This window comes from Flavobacterium sp. (assembly GCF_039595935.1).
Taxonomy (GTDB): domain Bacteria; phylum Bacteroidota; class Bacteroidia; order Flavobacteriales; family Flavobacteriaceae; genus Flavobacterium.
Window position 1 is genome coordinate 1,112,084 of sequence record NZ_JBCNKR010000004.1, and the last position, 17,494, is coordinate 1,129,577.

The 17,494-nt window shown below is 34.7% G+C and carries 16 protein-coding genes; 12 read left to right on the forward strand and 4 right to left on the reverse strand.

Annotated features, from left to right (window positions below; translation table 11 throughout):
* The first annotated feature begins 59 nt into the window (after window positions 1-59).
* Both ABDW27_RS04815 and ABDW27_RS04820 read left to right on the forward strand, forming a co-directional pair.
* Window positions 60-1,238 carry an acetyl-CoA C-acyltransferase gene (locus ABDW27_RS04815; RefSeq protein ID WP_343694824.1) on the forward strand — a complete coding sequence of 393 codons (1,179 nt, stop codon included), beginning with the start codon at window positions 60-62 and terminating at the stop codon, window positions 1,236-1,238.
* A 63-nt stretch (window positions 1,239-1,301) separates the two neighbouring features.
* Window positions 1,302-2,063, forward strand: coding sequence for a C40 family peptidase (locus tag ABDW27_RS04820; protein WP_343694825.1), 762 nt, complete (start codon window positions 1,302-1,304; stop codon window positions 2,061-2,063).
* 94 nt (window positions 2,064-2,157) lie between these two features.
* On the opposite strand, the gene ABDW27_RS04825 is transcribed toward ABDW27_RS04820, so the two are convergent.
* A complete protein-coding gene (locus tag ABDW27_RS04825; RefSeq protein WP_343694826.1) occupies window positions 2,158-3,003 on the reverse strand; it encodes an AraC family transcriptional regulator in 846 nt (281 codons plus the stop codon).
* Between the two features lie 119 nt (window positions 3,004-3,122).
* Here ABDW27_RS04825 and ABDW27_RS04830 point away from each other — a divergent pair, with 119 nt between their 5' ends.
* The 4 genes from ABDW27_RS04830 to ABDW27_RS04845 all read left to right on the forward strand — a co-directional run bounded on the left by ABDW27_RS04830 (window position 3,123) and on the right by ABDW27_RS04845 (window position 5,963).
* Entirely contained in the window at window positions 3,123-4,109 is a 987-nt protein-coding gene (locus ABDW27_RS04830) for an aldo/keto reductase (protein WP_343694827.1), read from the forward strand.
* A 390-nt stretch (window positions 4,110-4,499) separates the two neighbouring features.
* Window positions 4,500-5,102: an NAD(P)H-dependent oxidoreductase gene (locus ABDW27_RS04835; protein WP_343694828.1), complete on the forward strand. Its 603-nt coding sequence runs from the start codon at window positions 4,500-4,502 to the stop codon at window positions 5,100-5,102.
* A gap of 2 nt (window positions 5,103-5,104) precedes the next feature.
* The gene (locus ABDW27_RS04840) at window positions 5,105-5,383 is read left to right on the forward strand and encodes a putative quinol monooxygenase (protein ID WP_343694829.1); all 279 of its coding nucleotides are present in this window, start codon (window positions 5,105-5,107) and stop codon (window positions 5,381-5,383) included.
* Window positions 5,384-5,501: 118 nt separating this feature from the next.
* Entirely contained in the window at window positions 5,502-5,963 is a 462-nt protein-coding gene (locus ABDW27_RS04845; protein WP_343694830.1) for a DUF3291 domain-containing protein, read from the forward strand.
* Between the two features lie 90 nt (window positions 5,964-6,053).
* Here the strand turns inward: ABDW27_RS04845 and ABDW27_RS04850 are convergent, their stop codons facing one another.
* Entirely contained in the window at window positions 6,054-6,761 is a 708-nt protein-coding gene (locus ABDW27_RS04850) for a class I SAM-dependent methyltransferase (RefSeq protein WP_343694831.1), read from the reverse strand.
* 224 nt (window positions 6,762-6,985) lie between these two features.
* Here ABDW27_RS04850 and ABDW27_RS04855 point away from each other — a divergent pair, with 224 nt between their 5' ends.
* Both ABDW27_RS04855 and ABDW27_RS04860 read left to right on the forward strand, forming a co-directional pair.
* A complete protein-coding gene (locus ABDW27_RS04855) occupies window positions 6,986-7,864 on the forward strand; it encodes a LysR substrate-binding domain-containing protein (protein ID WP_343694832.1) in 879 nt (292 codons plus the stop codon).
* 334 nt (window positions 7,865-8,198) lie between these two features.
* A complete protein-coding gene (locus tag ABDW27_RS04860; RefSeq protein WP_343694833.1) occupies window positions 8,199-9,488 on the forward strand; it encodes a DUF2130 domain-containing protein in 1,290 nt (429 codons plus the stop codon).
* 56 nt (window positions 9,489-9,544) lie between these two features.
* On the opposite strand, the gene ABDW27_RS04865 is transcribed toward ABDW27_RS04860, so the two are convergent.
* Both ABDW27_RS04865 and ABDW27_RS04870 read right to left on the reverse strand, forming a co-directional pair.
* Window positions 9,545-9,976: an META domain-containing protein gene (locus ABDW27_RS04865; RefSeq protein WP_343694834.1), complete on the reverse strand. Its 432-nt coding sequence runs from the start codon at window positions 9,974-9,976 to the stop codon at window positions 9,545-9,547.
* 107 nt (window positions 9,977-10,083) lie between these two features.
* Window positions 10,084-10,863, reverse strand: a complete 780-nt coding sequence (locus ABDW27_RS04870) for an META domain-containing protein (protein ID WP_343694835.1) — start codon at window positions 10,861-10,863, stop codon at window positions 10,084-10,086.
* A 265-nt stretch (window positions 10,864-11,128) separates the two neighbouring features.
* Here ABDW27_RS04870 and nirB point away from each other — a divergent pair, with 265 nt between their 5' ends.
* The 4 genes from nirB (at window position 11,129) to ABDW27_RS04890 (ending at window position 16,947) form a co-directional block, all read left to right on the forward strand.
* Window positions 11,129-13,642 carry a nitrite reductase large subunit NirB gene (gene nirB / locus ABDW27_RS04875; protein WP_343694836.1) on the forward strand — a complete coding sequence of 838 codons (2,514 nt, stop codon included), beginning with the start codon at window positions 11,129-11,131 and terminating at the stop codon, window positions 13,640-13,642.
* Window positions 13,643-13,896: 254 nt separating this feature from the next.
* On the forward strand, window positions 13,897-14,274 hold the full coding sequence (gene nirD, locus ABDW27_RS04880) for a nitrite reductase small subunit NirD (RefSeq protein ID WP_343694837.1): 378 nt from the start codon (window positions 13,897-13,899) through the stop codon (window positions 14,272-14,274).
* Between the two features lie 267 nt (window positions 14,275-14,541).
* Window positions 14,542-15,126 carry a DUF4202 domain-containing protein gene (locus tag ABDW27_RS04885; protein WP_343694838.1) on the forward strand — a complete coding sequence of 195 codons (585 nt, stop codon included), beginning with the start codon at window positions 14,542-14,544 and terminating at the stop codon, window positions 15,124-15,126.
* Window positions 15,127-15,135: 9 nt separating this feature from the next.
* A complete protein-coding gene (locus ABDW27_RS04890) occupies window positions 15,136-16,947 on the forward strand; it encodes an ATP-binding protein (RefSeq protein ID WP_343694839.1) in 1,812 nt (603 codons plus the stop codon).
* Window positions 16,948-17,494: the final 547 nt, after the last annotated feature.

Consider the following 17,494-nt stretch of genomic DNA (forward strand, 5'->3'; position numbering starts at 1 on the left):
AAATTTGAATTTATTCAAATAAAGAGTAAATTTGCTTACTAACTATTATTAAACAGAAAATGAACAAAAGAGTTGTTATCGTTTCTGCCGTTAGAACACCTATCGGAAGTTTCATGGGAGGGTTATCTACCGTACCCGCACCAAAATTAGGCGCTGCTGCTATAAAAGGAGCCCTTTCAAAAATTAACCTTGACCCAAAATTAGTCGATGAAGTTTTCATGGGGAATGTAATCCAGGCTGGAGTTGGACAAGCACCAGCGCGTCAGGCTGCCCTGTTTGCCGGATTATCAAACGAAGTTGCTGCCACAACAGTAAACAAAGTTTGTGCCTCTGGAATGAAAGCCGTAATGTTTGGCGCACAGGCAATTGCATGCGGTGATGCAGAAATTGTAGTAGCCGGCGGAATGGAAAGCATGAGCTTAATTCCTCACTACGTACAAATGCGTGCCGGAAATAAATTTGGTCCGGCTACAATGCTCGACGGAATGCAAAAAGATGGTTTGACAGATGCTTACGATAACAACGCAATGGGAGTTTGCGCTGATTCGTGTGCAACTGAATACAACATCAGCCGTGAAGAACAGGACCAATTTGCTATTCAGTCATATGAGAGAAGTGCAAAAGCCTGGGATGCCGGAAAATTTGACAACGAAGTAGTACCTGTTGAAGTTCCGCAAAGACGCGGCGAACCAATTATCTTCTCTAAAGATGAAGAATATACTAATGTAAAATTAGATAAAATTCCAACCCTTGCTCCTGTTTTTACAAAAGACGGAACAGTTACAGCTGCAAACGCTTCGACAATTAATGACGGTGCTGCTGCTTTAGTTTTAATGTCTGAAGAAAAAGCTGCTGAATTAGGAATCAAACCTTTAGCATACATAAAAGGTTATGCCGATGCTGCTCAGGAACCAAAATGGTTCACTACAAGCCCGGCAAAAGCATTACCAAAAGCTTTAAACAAAGCCGGAATTGCAATTGGAGATGTTGATTATTTCGAATTCAATGAAGCCTTCTCTGTAGTAGGTTTAGCCAATTCAAAAATATTAAATTTAGATAACGATAAAGTAAACGTAAACGGTGGTGCTGTTTCATTAGGACATCCTCTTGGAGCTTCCGGAGCGCGTATCATTGTAACGTTACTAAATGTTTTAGAACAAAACAATGCAAAAACCGGAGCTGCTGCAATTTGCAACGGTGGGGGCGGCGCATCAGCAATTGTTATCGAAAGAGCATAAATAATACTTTAAAACAGGAGTTATTTTTAGCTCCTGTTTTTTCAACTTTATAAATTTCCTTAAATGTTTGGAATTTGCAATCTTGCCATAGTACCCGTACGAGCCGAAGCCAGTGACAGAAGTGAAATCGTTACTCAGCTTTTGTTTGGTGAACACATCGAAATTTTAGAACGCCAAAATCAATGGGCCCGAATAAAAATTCAGTTTGATGATTATGAAGGCTGGGTCGATTCTAAACAATATCAGGTAATTTCTGAGGAGCAATACAATCAATTAAGCAAAGAGCCTATAATTCTAAACGCTGATTTAATTGATTACATCACAGCTCCGGATAATCTGCTATTACCAATTCCGCTTGGTGCTTCTTTAGCATTTTTGAATAACAGCGAAATCAATACTTCTAATTTTGATTTTGAAGGAACTAAAACCAGTGGTCTAAAACCTAAAAGCGCATTAATAAGCACTGCATTTATGTACTTAAATGCGCCATATTTATGGGGAGGAAAAACACCTTTTGGAATCGATTGTTCTGGTTTTACACAAATGGTTTACAAACTAAACGGATACAAAATTCATCGTGATGCCTCGCAACAAGCACTCGAAGGAGAACCATTAAGTTTTATCGAAGAAAGCGAAGTTGGCGATTTAGCTTTTTTTGATAACGACGAAGGAAACATTATCCACGTTGGAATCATTATGGAAAACAATTACATCATTCACGCAAGTGGAAAAGTACGCATTGATCGTTTAGACCATTTAGGAATTTACAATCCCGAACTTAAAAAACATACTCACAAATTGCGCGTAATTAAGAAGATTATTTAAAACACAAATTCCACGAATTAACACAAATTAAAAAATCCTTTTAATCAGTGAAATCTGTGGCTAAAAAATTAGTGTAAATTGGTGAAATCCGTGTTTATGCACTAACACGAATCGTCTTTCTAAACTCCGAAGGACTATTCCCTCTTTGTTTTTTAAAGAATTTATTAAAATGGCTTTCATCAGTAAAACCAAATTCATACGCAATTTCGTTAATACGTTTATCGCTAAACTGCAAACGATGTTCAATAAGTTTTGTTTTATAATTACTGATATATTGCTGCATGGTTTCACTGGCATGTTTCTTAAAATAACGTCCTAAATACGTATTCGAAATCCCGAAATAATCACTTATCGATTCTGCTTTAATCTTTTCAGGATAATAAATATTAGTCTGAATATATTGCAGAATATCCATTGCTCTGGCTTCAGAATTAATATTTACCTGTTCCGGTAAATACTTCGCAATATTTCTTGCCACAATAATAATCAAGGTATTTACCAATTGCTGAATCAATTCCTGATTGTACACATCTTTATCCTGATGTTCACGAATAATCGCTTCCACCATTACTTTTACCAAACATTTATCGGCATCATTCTTTAAAATACAACCCGGCTGATGATTAGCATTCTGCAGAATATATTCTAATCGCTGAATATTTTCATTTTGCAGACTAGAATTCTTCAAATAAATATCATTAAATCTCAAAAAGAAAAACTTTGTTTTGGTTTCAATTGTAAAATTATGACAATCCTCAGGCGTCAGTAAAAACATATGTCCCGCATCATAATTAAAAATATTTTTATTGATACACTGCGTTCCGGTTCCGCCCAAAATATAAACCAATTCAAAGAAATTATGGCGATCTCCAACATCCGGATATTCATCTAATGTTTCAAAAGATACTGTAAACGGTTCGTATAAATTTTCTTTTTTCATAATCTGCAGCAATTAATTCAGGATGCAAATATACCTAAAAAAGACAAAATTATACAATTTAACAGTTAAAAAAATGGTATAATTTTGTCAAATAATTTTAAGACATCAATTTTAACATCATGGAATATAGAAAATTAGGCAATTCAGAACTAGAATTATCAACTATAACTTACGGTGCATTTGCTATTGGCGGAAACATGTGGGGCGGAAACGAAAAGAAAGATTCAATCGACTCTATTCACGCATCAATCGACCACGGCGTAACCACAATTGACACTGCTCCTTTTTACGGATTTGGTTTAAGCGAAGAAATGATTGGCGAAGCTTTAAAATCTCAGGACCGTTCAAAAGTACAATTGTTAACCAAATTTGGTTTGGTTTGGGACGGAAGCAATAATGGAAAAGGCGATTTCTTTTTTGACGCTGACGACAATGGAAAAAAAATACAAATTTACAAATACGCTTCAAAAGCCAACATAATAAAAGAAGTTGAAGAAAGCTTAAAACGTCTTCAAACTAATTATATCGATTTATTGCAAATTCACTGGCCAGACTCCACTACTCCAATTCAGGAAACTATGGAAGCTTTAGAACTTCTAATCCAACAAGGAAAAATCAGAGCAGCCGGAGTTAGTAATTACAATACAGCACAAATTAAAGAAGCACAAAAAACAATTCAATTAGCTTCAAATCAGGTTCCGTTTAGTATGCTGAATCAATCCATTCAAACTGATTTGGTACCGCTTACGATTCAGGAAAACATCGGAATTATTGCTTACAGTCCAATGGAAAGAGGTTTATTAACCGGAAAATATTTCACCGACAGTAAACTAAAAGAAAACGATCACAGAAATGGATATTTCGGCCAGTTTGATGTTCAAAAAGTAAAAACATTGGTTGAAGAATTAAGTTCACTGGCAAATGCAAAACACATTTCAATTTCACAATTAGTTTTACGCTGGACAACTTTACAAAAAGGAATTACAATTGTTTTAGCCGGAGCGAGAAATGCCGAACAAGCCATTTCAAACGCCAAAACAATGGATTTCGATTTATCAGCTTCAGAACTTGATTTTATTAATCAGGCTATTTCGAAATTAAAATAATATTTAAACACATAGAAACATAGTTTTTGAAACTAGCTTCTTACATAAAATTCTCAAAGTTTGTCATTGCGAGGAACGAGGAATCTCGACAAGTAACTCCATATAGTTAATTACCAATCTTTGTAGAGTTTCTAGCGAAGATTCCTCGTTCCTCGGAATGACAAGATTGTGCTGACTATGCTTGTTAAAACAAGTGAAACGTCTTTATCAACAAAGAAACCTATGTTTCTATGTGTTTCAAAAAAACTCTCAAAAAATTAAATAATTAGAATTTGGGCGTGCCCCTCCGGGTCGGGCTTTCGGCTATATCTTTTGTTTCATTTCATTACACAAAAGGATACCGCCTCTATCCCTCACGCATCACGAATTCAAAAGAAACAATAATTAAAAATGAAAAAAATATTTATTATCAACGGAAGTCAAAACTTTGCCCATTCAGGCGGAAAATTCAATGAAACTGTTACAAACTGGACAATTGAGTTCTTAAAAAGCAAAAACTACGAAATAAAAACAACCGACATTAAACAAGACTTTAATTTAGACGAAGAAGTAGAAAAATTCGTTTGGGCAGATGTTGTAATATATCACACACCAGTTTGGTGGTTTCAATTACCAAATCTTTTCAAAAAATACATCGACGACGTTTTCACAGCCGGACACAACAAAGGAATTTACAAAAGCGACGGAAGAAGCCGGGTAAACCCTGACATTAATTACGGAACAGGCGGGCAATTGCACGGACGTAAATACATGCTCACCACAAGTTGGAATGCGCCTGCAACAGCTTTTACAATTCCGGGAGAATTTTTCGAAGAAACATCTGTTGATGAAGGAGTTATGTTTGGCTTTCATAAAATGAATAAATTTGTAGGAATGGAAAAATTAAACGGTTTCCATTTCCACGACGTTGAAAAAGGTGCAACTGCAGAAAACATTGTCATCTTCAAAGAAAATTACACCAAACACTTAGAAGAAACTTTTAAAACTTTATAATCATGATCTCAATCACCGCAATTATAAAAAGTAAACAAGAAAATATTGAAGAAGTCAAAAATCTAATTCAACAATTGGTTACAGAAACCAGAAAAGAAGAAGCCTGCATTCGCTACGATCTTCACAATACTGAAAATGTTTTCATTATTTGGGAAGAATGGAAAGATCAAGCCGGACTTGACATTCATAACAATCAGCCACATTTACAGGATTTTATTGCAAAAAGCGAAGCATTAACTTCTGCACCAATTCAGGTTTATAAAACCGTACAGATTTTATAAGTTTTTTATAGCCACAAATTCATAATACTTTGCACATAGATTAAAAAAAATAAATTCGTGAATTCGTGGCTATAAAAGAAAAAAGCTAAATTGCTTAATATTAAGAAAATCCAAAAATATGAGCAGTTATCATCTAGCAGAAATCAATATTGCCAAAATCAAAGGTGTCGACATCAACGATCCAATCATGAAAGAATTTGTAGACAACTTAGATTTAGTAAATACTTTAGCCGAAAACAGCGAAGGTTTTGTCTGGCGTTTAAAAGATGATAGCTACAACGCCACAAGTTTAAACCCATACAATGACGAGCAGATAATTGTAAATGTTTCGGTTTGGGAAAACATTGAAACTCTGGAACATTATATGTATAAAACTTTTCACAGCGAATTTTTAAGACGCAGAAAAGAATGGTTTCAGAAATTCGGAAAAGCACACACAGCCATGTGGTGGATTCCTGCTGGTCATATTCCAACCCTTGAAGAAGCAGTTGAAAAATTAGATTATCTACAGCAAAACGGAGCATCAGAACTGGTTTTTGATTTAAGAACCAAATTTCCAGCTCCTAAGCAAATCGCATAATTTTTTTTTCGCCACGAATTCACGAATTATTTTAAATGCTTTGCGTATAGATTAAAAAAAAATAAATTCGTGAATTCGTGGCGAAAAAAACTATTTAATTCCACCAAAAGCTCCGAAACACATATTCTTATGCAAAATTTCCACGCTTTTAAAACCTACTTTTTTCATCAAATCCAATTGGTAATTCATTGATCTTGGTGAATCTTCTTTGGCAATATAATCGAAAACATTTTTACGGTATTCCGTTCCTCCTATTCCTTCCAAATATTCTCCGTAACGCTGCCATGTATATTCGTTTAATAATTCTGTATCTTGAGTAATTAAGTCTGAAATCATTAAACAGCCGCCGGGTTTTAATAATTTGAATAACTTCGTAAAAGTAGTTTCCCAATCCTGATCGTCTCTTAAATGATGCAAAACTGCTCCAGCCAAGATAATATCAAAACTGTTTTCTTCTAAATCAACTTCACGAATATCACCTTGCTTGATTTCTACTTTTCCTTTGGTTTCTGCCGAAACTCTTTCAAAAGCTCTTTCTAACATTGGCAAACTTAAATCTACCAAAGTGCAGTTTAAATTTGGCAATTTAGACAACATCATTAAAGTATAGTTTCCCGCGCCGCAGCCAATATCCAAAACATGGGCTGCATTTGGAACAATTCGTTTTGAAGCTTCGGTTATTAATTCTAAAGAAATTTTAGCATCAATTGTAGACAATTGGCCTGTTTCTAAATTTGAAAATCGTTCGACATCATTGTCAAACCTTTCTTTAATTTCTGCAATAGTTGATTTTTTCATTGTCTTTGTTTTTTAATCTCTCGCAGATCTCGCAGATTTAGGGGATCTTTTTTGCTATTATTGATCGGAATATGTATGATTAAGAATGATTTCTAAAATTAATTAATAATCTGCCCTATCTGCTAAATCTGCGAGAGAATTATTTTTTGATTTTTCAAAACTATCTCTTTAATAAATACTTTAAAAATACTATTTTTATCAATTAATAATACTTTTAAAGTATCATGGAATTACGTCACTTAAAATATTTTCTGGCTGTCGCCGAAGAACTGAATTTCACCAAAGCCTCAGAAAAACTCTTTATTTCACAGCCGCCATTAAGTCGGCAGATTGCTGAACTGGAAGAAGAAATTCAGGCGAAACTTTTTATTCGTAACAATAAAAAAGTAGAACTTACCGAAGCAGGAAAGTATTTTGAAAAAGAAGTAAAAGAGCTTTTTCAGAACCTGGAGCGCATTTCTATAAAAACCAAAAAGATTGCCGAAAATGTTTCAGGAGAATTCAGAATCGCTTACATCAGTTCGATTTATTCTGCTGTGATTTCAGATTTAATTAAACATTTAAAAACACAATTCCCGTATGTAAATTTCAAACTTTTTGAGATTTCAACAACCAAGCAAATTGATGCTTTGGAACAAGGAAAAATCGAAATGGGAATTATACGTTCGCCAATTCAGTCGCCTAAAATAAAATCCGATTTATGGTTTCAGGATGGATTTTCGTTGGTTTACAATAAAAAATCACTCCAGATAAAATCGGAAAATGAGATGTTAAAATTAAAAAATGAAACATTCGTTTTCTTCAATAAAGATTACGCACCTCATTATCATGACGTTTTGTTAGAATTATGCGCCTTTTATGGCTTTACGCCGAAGATCATTCACGAAGCCAACAACATCAATTCGATCGTACAATTAGTTAAAAACGGATTAGGAATTTCGATTGTTCCTTCGAATATTACAAAGAATAATCAAGATTCTGAAATTGGTTTTATTGAATTGAAGAAAGTGAATTTATATACTAATGTCTCGATTATAACTTCGAAAGAAGATGATTCTGAGATTACTCAATCGGCTGTTAATTTTCTATTGAAGAAAAAATAGTTTTTAGTAAGTTATCGTAGCGTTTGTCATCCTGAGGAACGAAGGATCTTCGCAAGTAACTCTACAAAGAGGTTAACTTTGTGGAAAAACGTCGCAGAGATCCTTCGTTCCTCAGGATGACAAAAATGAGAATAGTCAGCCGTCTCAAACAAAATCCTTTTTAATCCTTTTATCCCGATAGCTATCAGGAGTGGCATAAAAAATTAGTGTTAATTCGAGTAATTCGTGCCATAACAAAAATTCGTTACAATTTAGTACAGAAATCCGCATCGCAAAAAGAGAACTTTTAAATATCTTAGCAAATTCAAATTCTACAATAAAATCTCAATATAAAATGGCTGAGCAATCTTCAATTCAGTGTCCAAACTGCGGAACTCCTATCGACGTAAATGATGTCTTAAAACATCAATTAGAAGATAGTATTCGTAAAGAATTTCAACAAAAAGCCAACATTCAAAACCGTGAATTAGAGCTTAAAAACGAACAATTGGATAAAGCCAAAGCTGAATTTGAAGCGAAGAAAAAGCAAGAAAATGAACTTTTTGCAGAACGTTTAGAACGTGAGAAAAAAACAGCCGAAAAAGAAATTTCTGAAAAACTAAAAGCCAAACTCGAAGAAGAAAATAAAGATCGTTTGCTTTTAATGGAAAAAGAACTCTCTGAAAAATCAGAAAAAATCAGAGAATTGAATAAAATGGAAGGTGAAATCGCCAAATTACAACGCGAAAAACTGGAAATGAAAGAAGCCATTCAAGCCGAAGCTGAAAAGCAGTTGAACGCTCAATTGGCTTTGGAACGTGAAAAAATCAGAAAACAAGAAGACGATAAAAACGAACTGAAATTCAAAGAACTTCAGAAACAGCTTGAAGAACAAAAAAAGCTGACGGAAGAAATGAAACGCAAGCAGGAACAAGGTTCTATGCAGTTACAAGGCGAAATAATGGAATTAGCGATTGAAGAATGGCTGGCTAATAATTTCCCTCTTGACAGTATTGACGAAGTTAAAAAAGGTGCTAATGGCGCCGACTGTCTACAGATTGTAAATACACGCGAACATCAAAACTGTGGTTCTATTTATTACGAAAGCAAAAGAACAAAAGCATTTCAGCCTTCGTGGATTGAAAAATTCAAAAACGATATTAGAACTAAAAGAGCCAATATCGGGGTTTTGGTAACCGAAGTAATGCCGTCCGGAATGGAACGTATGGGCATGCGCGACGGAATCTGGATATGTACGTATGAAGAATTTAAAGGTTTAAGTGCTGTTTTACGTCAGTCGCTTATTCAGATCAACCAGGCTGTTCAGGCACAGGAAAACAAAGGAGACAAGATGTCGATGTTATATGATTTTTTAACCAGCAACGAATTTCGTTTGCAGATTGAAGGAATTGTAGAAGGTTTTACGCAAATGCAAAATGATCTCGAATCAGAAAAAAGAGCGATGCAGAGAATCTGGAAACAGCGCGAAAAACAAATCGAAAAAGTAGTACATAATACGTTGGGAATGTACGGCTCAATTCGCGGTATTGCAGGAAATGCGGTTCAAAGCGTAAAAGCCCTTGAACTTGATTTTATTGAGGATGAAAATGAAGAAGATAATGAGCCAAAAGAACTATTGGAATAATTCAATACAATATTTTAAATAAAAAAGGCTTCGATAGATTTCGAAGCCTTTATGAATTAACCTTTTTTGAAAGACATTGTCAGTCCAAACTGATTAGAAAGATAAAGTTTGTTGTTATCGATGGAATAACCTGAAGTTGTTCTTAATAACTGCAAAAACTCGCCTTCTTTTTTTGCTTCACACTTTTTAGTTTCAGATGTAATAGTCGCAAACTGAAGTTTTCCTTCCCCTTTTGAAGTTAAATCTCCTTTAATAGCGTTACATCCTGTTGTTCCTGAAAAATTAGATGAACCCATAACCAGTTTTGGAGAAACTGCAAAATCTTTGTCAGTAATCACTTTTCCGTTTAAATTCTCTAAAACCCAGGTTTGTTGTAGTTTCTTTTCAGCAGCACTTTCGTTAGTTGATACTGTTGAATTTGTAGTTTTACTAGATTTACAGCTGCAAACTAAAGTTACTGCAACAATCAGCATTAAAATCCTTTTCATTTAAAATAAGTTTTATAAGTTTTATTTTACAAAAATATTTTAAACAAAAAGTTTGTATGAATACTAAAAGTTATTTTTAAAACAAATTAAGACATTTACAAATCATTTTAATCTACCTTTTTAAAAACCAAAAGTTTAGCCGTAGGATTTGATAAAGTCAGTCTATTATTTTCAATAGAATATGTAGTAGTACTCTGCAATGCTTTCGTAAAATCACCTTCTTTATTTCCCGGTGCACACGCCATTAAGGTTGAAATAACTTTTGAAAATCGAATTAAATCCTTTTCATAAAAAATGGTACCGCTTATGGCATTACAACCTCCATAACCCATAAATTTATTTTCAGATGAATTGATTTCTATTCTTGGTAATTCTCTTTGAAAATCAGTTACAAAAACTTTAAAGCCATTTAATTCTTCCAAAACCCAAATATCATGTAAGCGATAATCTGTATTATATTTTCCGCATCCGCCTATCTTTTTGGTTTCTAATTCAGAATTATTTTTAATTTCTATCGAAACTTTATAAGGAGAAATAATACCAGACATTGAATTCTGGCAATCTAATTGCTGAATCGTAATTGTTCCGGTTGAAGTTTCATTGCTGACTTTATACATCTTAACATTGGCATCCATTGCCTTTATTGCATCAACGGACGGAAAAACGAGCTTTTCTTTTCCCGGAATCAAAGAAGTAAATACAATTTCCTCATTTCCCATTTTTAAGCCCCAGAATGGTTCATTTCCTGTTGCTGTAAAATAATATTTCATTTCATCTTCCTGTGTTCCATATTCAGAAATGTTTTGTGTATTTGAAGTTTTGCCTGCCGTAGATTTACAGCTTATTATTAAAGAAAATAAAAGCAAAATTGAAATTATCTTTTTCATAAGGTTGTATTTGAAGCTATATCTTTTAACAAAATACAGTAAAATTCTTATGAATTTACAACAATATTTTCAATTTCTTATTTAGAATCTTTTCAAATTTTAAATAATTATAACCAACCTGTTTCTTATAAAACCCGCACTACGTAAAAGATTAAGATAAAATACTTATTAGTAAAATCGATTTTAACTTAAAAAATAAATTAAATACGTATTTTTATAAGTATTAATACTTATATTTGCATAGTAATACTTAACTAAAGAAATCATGATTAGAGTAATAGTAGTTGGAAACGGCATGGTTGGTTATAAATTTTGTGAAAAATTTGTCGCAAAATCCGGACAGGAAAAATATCAGGTTACCGTTTTTGGTGAAGAACCAAGACGCGCTTATGATCGTGTTCACTTAAGTGAATATTTTGGTGGAAAAACAGCCGAAAATCTTTCACTCTCAACAAGTGAATGGTATGCTGAAAACAACATTATTCTCAACACATCTGAATTAATTACAGACATCAATCGTGATCAGAAAACAATTCATACGCACTTAGGCAAAACACATACGTACGATTACTTAGTTTTGGCAACTGGATCTTCTGCTTTTGTTCCGCCAATTGAAGGTGTAGAAAAAGAAGGTGTTTTTGTATACAGAACTATCGAAGATCTGGATGCAATTATGGCTTACGCTAAAAAAATAAAACAAAAAGGCGCTACCGAAGCTGCAGTTTTAGGCGGAGGATTACTAGGACTTGAAGCCGCAAAAGCCGTTAGAGATTTAGGATTAAATCCGCATGTTGTAGAATTCGCTCCTCGCCTGATGCCAAGACAATTAGATCAAGGCGCGAGTGATATGCTTCAGTCAAAAATTGAAGAATTAAATATCGGAATTCATCTTAATAAAGCCACACAATATATTGACGGAAAAGAAAGCATCACCGGAATGATGTTTGCCAACGACGAATTACTAAAAGTTGATATGCTAGTTATTTCTGCGGGAATCAAACCTCGTGACGAACTGGCTAGAGTTTCTGGACTAGAAGTTGGCGTAAGAGGCGGAATTGTAGTAAACAACAAAATGCAAACCACAGATCCTTCTATTTTTGCGATTGGTGAAGCAGCGCTTTACAATCATAACATTTACGGATTGGTTGCTCCGGGTTACGAAATGGCTGATGTTGCTACTGAGCAAATCTTAAATGGTGAAAAAACCATGAGAGAAACCATCGATATGTCGACACAATTAAAATTAATTGGTGTTGAAGTTGCGAGTTTTGGTGATCCTTTTGTCGAAAATGAAAATGTAACCGCCATTATTTACGAAAACAAATTAAGCGGTGTTTATAAAAGAATCAATGTTACCAAAGATTCTAAAACCCTTTTAGGCGGAATTTTGGTTGGAGATTCCAGCGATTATAACTCTCTTTTTCAGATTTATAATAATGCAATGGCTCTGCCTGAAAATCCGGAAGATTTGATTTTAGGTTCACGCGACGGTTCTGAAGGTTCTTCTATGGGAAGCGTTATGGATTTGCCGGATACAGCTGTAATTTGTTCTTGCGAAAATGTAACGAAAGGTGCAATCTGCTGTAAAATTTTAGACGAAAGCTGTTCTTCACTTTCAGATGTAGTAAAAGCAACTAAAGCAACTTCGGGTTGCGGTGGCTGCAAACCAATGGTTTCAGATTTGGTAAAAGCGACACAAAAATCTTTAGGAAAAGAAGTTAAAGAGGTTATTTGCGAGCATTTTAGCTACACACGTCAGGAATTATTCGATTTGGTAAAAATCAACAGATACGAGAATTTCTATGATGTTCTCGATCATCACGGAAAAGGCGACGGATGCGAAGTCTGCAAACCTGTTGTTGCTTCCATTTTCTCTAGTATCTACAATGATACAGCAAATAAACATGTCACAACACAAGATACAAACGACAGATTTTTGGCGAATATTCAACGAAACGGAACTTATTCGGTAGTTCCAAGAGTTGCCGGAGGTGAAATTACTGCCGAAAAACTAATCATAATTGGCGAAGTAGCAAAACAATTCGATTTGTATACTAAAATCACAGGCGCACAAAGAGTTGATTTATTCGGAGCACATTTAAGCGACTTGCCAAAAATCTGGAAAGTCTTAATCGACAATGGTTTTGAAAGCGGTCACGCTTACGGAAAATCGCTTCGTGCTGTAAAAAGCTGCGTTGGAAATGCCTGGTGCCGTTACGGAATGGACGACAGCGCAGGATTTGCCATTGAACTAGAAAATAGATATAAAGGAATCCGTTCTCCTCATAAACTAAAAGGTGGTGTTTCGGCCTGCATTCGCGAATGTGCCGAAGCTCGAGGAAAAGATTTCGGATTAATCGCCGTTGAAGGCGGATGGAATTTATACATCGCGGGAAATGGTGGTGCAAATCCTAAACACGCTGTTTTACTAGCGGAGAAAATCGACAAAGAAACCGTAATTAAATATATGGACAGATTCTTAATGTATTACATCCGCACCGCTGGCCCGCTGATTCGAACTTCAACTTGGTTAGAAAAATTAGACGGCGGTTTAGACTATTTAAAACAAGTAATTATCGAAGACAGTTTAGGAATCTGCGAAACATTAGAAGCCGAAATGCAGACTTTAGTAAACACTTTCGAATGTGAGTGGAAACAAGTTCTTGAAAAACCAAGATTATTAAAACGTTTCAATCACTTTATAAACTCAGAAGAAAAAGACGACAATGCCGTTTTTGTTCCACTAAGAGATCAAAAGATGCCAAAAGCTTGGTTGTGAAAAATGTTTTAATCTCGCAAAGACGCAAAGTCGCAGAGTAAAATTATAAAACTTAAGAAAAAAACTTTGCGACTTAGCGCCTTTGCGAGCAATTTCAAATTCAAAAAAAGCGTCTTTATATTAAACCATAAAGCTCCAAAAAAAAAATAAATTAAACGTTTGCTGTCCTTCTTACCCTCTTTTTTACTGCGCCATCAAATCTCTCTTGAATGTAAAAAGAGGGCTAAGAAACAGGAAATCAAAACTCAATCAAAATGGAAGAAATCTTAAATCAATACGAAACAGTTCACGCGAGCGATGCAACAATTTGGTTCAAAGCAGGTAAAGTTGAAGATTTCCCGACCAACCGAGGCGGATGCATCAAATACAAAAACAAACAAATCGCCATTTTCAATTTCACACGAAGAAACGAATGGTATGCTTGCCAAAACGCCTGTCCACACAAAATGGAAATGGTACTTTCAAGAGGAATGACAGGTTCTGCAGACGATATTCCGAAAATTGCGTGTCCAATGCATAAAAAGACTTTTTCGCTTGTAGATGGCTCAAACCTGAACGGCGACGATTTTAAAATTGCGACGTATCCCGTTAAGATTGTAGAAGATGAAGTTTTTGTTGGGTTTTTAGATTAGTTTACACAAAGCAATACACCCAATCTTGTCATTTCGACGAAGGAGAAATCTGCGCAAGTAACTCCGTAATCTAAATCGTCAATCTTTGTAGAGCTACTTGCGCAGATTTCTCCTTCGTCAAAATGACAAAAATGACGTGCTGTACTATGTGAATATATGCAAGTGAAACACCTTTAACCACAAACAAATATATGTTTCTATGTGTTAAAAAAAAGTACCCGCAAAAACTTAATTCCGTATCTTTGAAATCTATTATCAAACCAAAAAATGACTACACCTTTCCAAAAAGCAAGCGAATGGATTGATGCTGAAAACGCTCAGGATCCAAACATCGAAACCGACCAAAACAAAGAATATCCAAAAGAATTATTGTATTCTGACAGGATGTACAAAAAACTGATGGAGTTTGAGCCGAATGCATCCGAAGAAATTCAAATTGCCTCAAAAGCTCAGCACATCTGCCGTTGGAAGGTTGCCCGCGAATCTTACCCAATGGATCGTGTTGGTTATTTGAAATGGAGAGAAGAATTAAAAAAATTCCACGCAAAAACTACTGCAGAAATTTTGGTAAAAGCTGGTTACGATCAAGCATTTATAGATCGTGTTTCCTTTTTAATTGAAAAGAAACTGCTAAAAAAAGATGCAGAAACTCAATTATTAGAAGATGTAATTTGTCTGGTGTTTTTAGAATATTACTTAGAACCTTTCGTTCACAAACACGACGAAGAAAAACTAAAAAATATCATCAAGAAAACCTGGGATAAAATGTCTGATAAAGGACACCAGGAAGCCTTAAAAATCAATTATTCTGAAGAAAACTTAAATCTCATAAAAGCTTCTTTGGGATTGTAAACTGATTATATGAAGAAAAGCAATCAGGAAGCTGCAGACAAAATCACATTCAAAAATTTACGCCGATTGTATTTTTTTGCACTTCTTACTATTGCCTTAACCATAATCATTAGTCAGGTTTTAGTACAATATAACCTGAACCAACAGTTAAGCGATTCTAAAATCATTAACTTTTCAGGAAAACAGCGAATGCTGAGTCAGAAAATCGTAAAGGAAGTTCTGATTTTGCATTACGTTTCTGATACCGCTTCTGCTAAACAAATATCACATTTAGAAGAAGTTTTAGCACTTTGGAAAAAGAACCAAAATGCACTCGAAAACGGAAATGACAGTCTGGCTTTTCCAAAAGAAAAATCAGAAACACTTGCTAAATTATATCTGGAAATCAACCCGATTTTCAATAAAATTGCGCAGACAACCAATGTTTTTCTGTCTAATTTAAAACAGAAAAAACAGCCTTCAGAAAATCAAAAACTGGTACAGATTATTTTAGAAAACGAAGGTTCTTTTCTTTCTAAAATGAATCAAATTGTAACGCAATACGATCTGGAAGCGCACGAAAAAGTAACTGAACAGCGTAAAATAGAATATTGGATTTTTGGTTTTACTTTGCTGGTTTTACTTTTAGAATTTTTCTTCATTTTTAAACCAACCAACAAGAAAATCGAAAAGTTAATCGCCAAGCTTTTATCTTCTGAAAAGAAAGCTTTAAAACTGGCATACGACACAGAAATTCTAAGTGAAATAAAAGAAAACTCCGTAAAAGAACTCAAATCGCTCAATTATGCAATGGAAAATACTTTATTGTATTGTCGAATTGCACCCGATGGTTCTATTATTCATATTGGAGAAAAATTTGCCAAACTGCTCAATTACACCAAATTCTCATCAAACAAAAAATTCTCTGAAGTTTTAACTGTTGACGAAAAAGAACAGGTAAATTTTGACCGCCTGATTTTCGAAAAACAACGAAGCGGCTGGCAGGGCGAAATCTATATTTTAAACAAAGAAGATCAAACGATCTGGCTCGATTTATCGATGGTTCCCGTAATGATCAAAAAAGACGAACTGGAACTTTTGATTGTTTGTTTCAACATTACCGAACGTAAAAAAGCACAGCGAGAAGTTGAACGTTTAAATCTCGAAAACACTACAGAAAAAATCAATCAGCAAAAGATTATATCGAGTAAAATTGTTGAAAATCAAGAAAATGAACAAAACCGAATAGCTAAAGAAATTCACGACGGAATTGGTCAAATGCTTACCGGATTAAAATTTAGTCTGGAAAGCATCAATCTGGATGACAGAGAAAAATCCGAACAAAAAATTGAGTATTTAAAGAAACTTTCGCTTGACATTATAAAAGGTGTCCGCACGGCCACTTTCAACCTAATGCCGCCTGAATTAAGTGATCACGGAATTGTTTCTTCTTTGGCAAAACTTACGCAGGAACTTTCTAAACTTACCGGAAAAGAAATCCTTTTTTATAACAAAACCGATTTTGACCAGCGTTTAGATTCGTTAATAGAAATCAATATTTATCGTCTGACTCAGGAAGCCATTAACAACGCTATTAAATATGCTGAATCTTCGCATATTATTGTACAGCTTTCACACAGCGAATCTCTGTTAAGCATTATTATTGATGATAACGGAAAAGGTTTTGACATTCATTCCGTCGACAAAAAACGCAACAGCGAATCCGGAATGGGACTTCTATTTATGAAAGAAAGAATCCAATACATTAATGGGCGTGTTTTCATTAACTCAATCCCGGGCGAAGGAACGAGAATTACTTTTAATATTCCTATTCTTAAATAGAAATTCCAATTTTTTAAATTCCAAATTCCAAACACTTTACGGTTAGAAAACTTTGTCAAAGTTTTAAACTTTGACAAAGTTCCACGTATTTTTGTCAGGCTGAGCGAAGTCGAAGCCCACGCAAAGAAACTCCGCAAACATTATCCAATTAATTGGGGCGAGCCAGTATTAGAAAAAGTGGGCTATCAAACTTTGTCTATATTCGCCCACTTTCCCTAATGCTGTCGGGCTATCCGCGCTACTTCGGTAGCTTGCTCCTATCCCTCTCGCGAGCAGACGTTTTCAGAAGAAAATTTATTTTATATCGTAACTCATAGCAAAAACAATTCAATTGCCTCAAGCTTTAGCTGGAGGTAAACAAGCAAGCATCACAAAAGGCTTTAGCCAAACTTATGCATTTGGCTAAAGCCCTAACTGTTTTATCTACCAAAACCTCCAGCTAAAACTGGAGGGAATTGAAAACCAAATTTTCACATAAACATGCAAAACCATTCACAATCTTGTCATCCTGAGGAAAGAAGGATCTTCGCAAGAAACTCAACAATCA

What these genes read in the sequence shown, in the direction of transcription:
- ABDW27_RS04840 (WP_343694829.1), top strand. Translation starts at nt 5,105, where the DNA reads ATGATCTCAATCACCGCAATTATAAAAAGTAAACAAGAAAATATTGAA.
- ABDW27_RS04850 (WP_343694831.1), bottom strand. Translation starts at nt 6,761, where the DNA reads ATGAAAAAATCAACTATTGCAGAAATTAAAGAAAGGTTTGACAATGAT.
- ABDW27_RS04820 (WP_343694825.1), top strand. Translation starts at nt 1,302, where the DNA reads ATGTTTGGAATTTGCAATCTTGCCATAGTACCCGTACGAGCCGAAGCC.
- ABDW27_RS04890 (WP_343694839.1), top strand. Translation starts at nt 15,136, where the DNA reads ATGAAGAAAAGCAATCAGGAAGCTGCAGACAAAATCACATTCAAAAAT.
- ABDW27_RS04855 (WP_343694832.1), top strand. Translation starts at nt 6,986, where the DNA reads ATGGAATTACGTCACTTAAAATATTTTCTGGCTGTCGCCGAAGAACTG.
- ABDW27_RS04885 (WP_343694838.1), top strand. Translation starts at nt 14,542, where the DNA reads ATGACTACACCTTTCCAAAAAGCAAGCGAATGGATTGATGCTGAAAAC.
- ABDW27_RS04845 (WP_343694830.1), top strand. Translation starts at nt 5,502, where the DNA reads ATGAGCAGTTATCATCTAGCAGAAATCAATATTGCCAAAATCAAAGGT.
- nirB (WP_343694836.1), top strand. Translation starts at nt 11,129, where the DNA reads ATGATTAGAGTAATAGTAGTTGGAAACGGCATGGTTGGTTATAAATTT.
- ABDW27_RS04865 (WP_343694834.1), bottom strand. Translation starts at nt 9,976, where the DNA reads ATGAAAAGGATTTTAATGCTGATTGTTGCAGTAACTTTAGTTTGCAGC.
- ABDW27_RS04830 (WP_343694827.1), top strand. Translation starts at nt 3,123, where the DNA reads ATGGAATATAGAAAATTAGGCAATTCAGAACTAGAATTATCAACTATA.
- ABDW27_RS04815 (WP_343694824.1), top strand. Translation starts at nt 60, where the DNA reads ATGAACAAAAGAGTTGTTATCGTTTCTGCCGTTAGAACACCTATCGGA.
- ABDW27_RS04825 (WP_343694826.1), bottom strand. Translation starts at nt 3,003, where the DNA reads ATGAAAAAAGAAAATTTATACGAACCGTTTACAGTATCTTTTGAAACA.
- ABDW27_RS04870 (WP_343694835.1), bottom strand. Translation starts at nt 10,863, where the DNA reads ATGAAAAAGATAATTTCAATTTTGCTTTTATTTTCTTTAATAATAAGC.
- nirD (WP_343694837.1), top strand. Translation starts at nt 13,897, where the DNA reads ATGGAAGAAATCTTAAATCAATACGAAACAGTTCACGCGAGCGATGCA.
- ABDW27_RS04835 (WP_343694828.1), top strand. Translation starts at nt 4,500, where the DNA reads ATGAAAAAAATATTTATTATCAACGGAAGTCAAAACTTTGCCCATTCA.
- ABDW27_RS04860 (WP_343694833.1), top strand. Translation starts at nt 8,199, where the DNA reads ATGGCTGAGCAATCTTCAATTCAGTGTCCAAACTGCGGAACTCCTATC.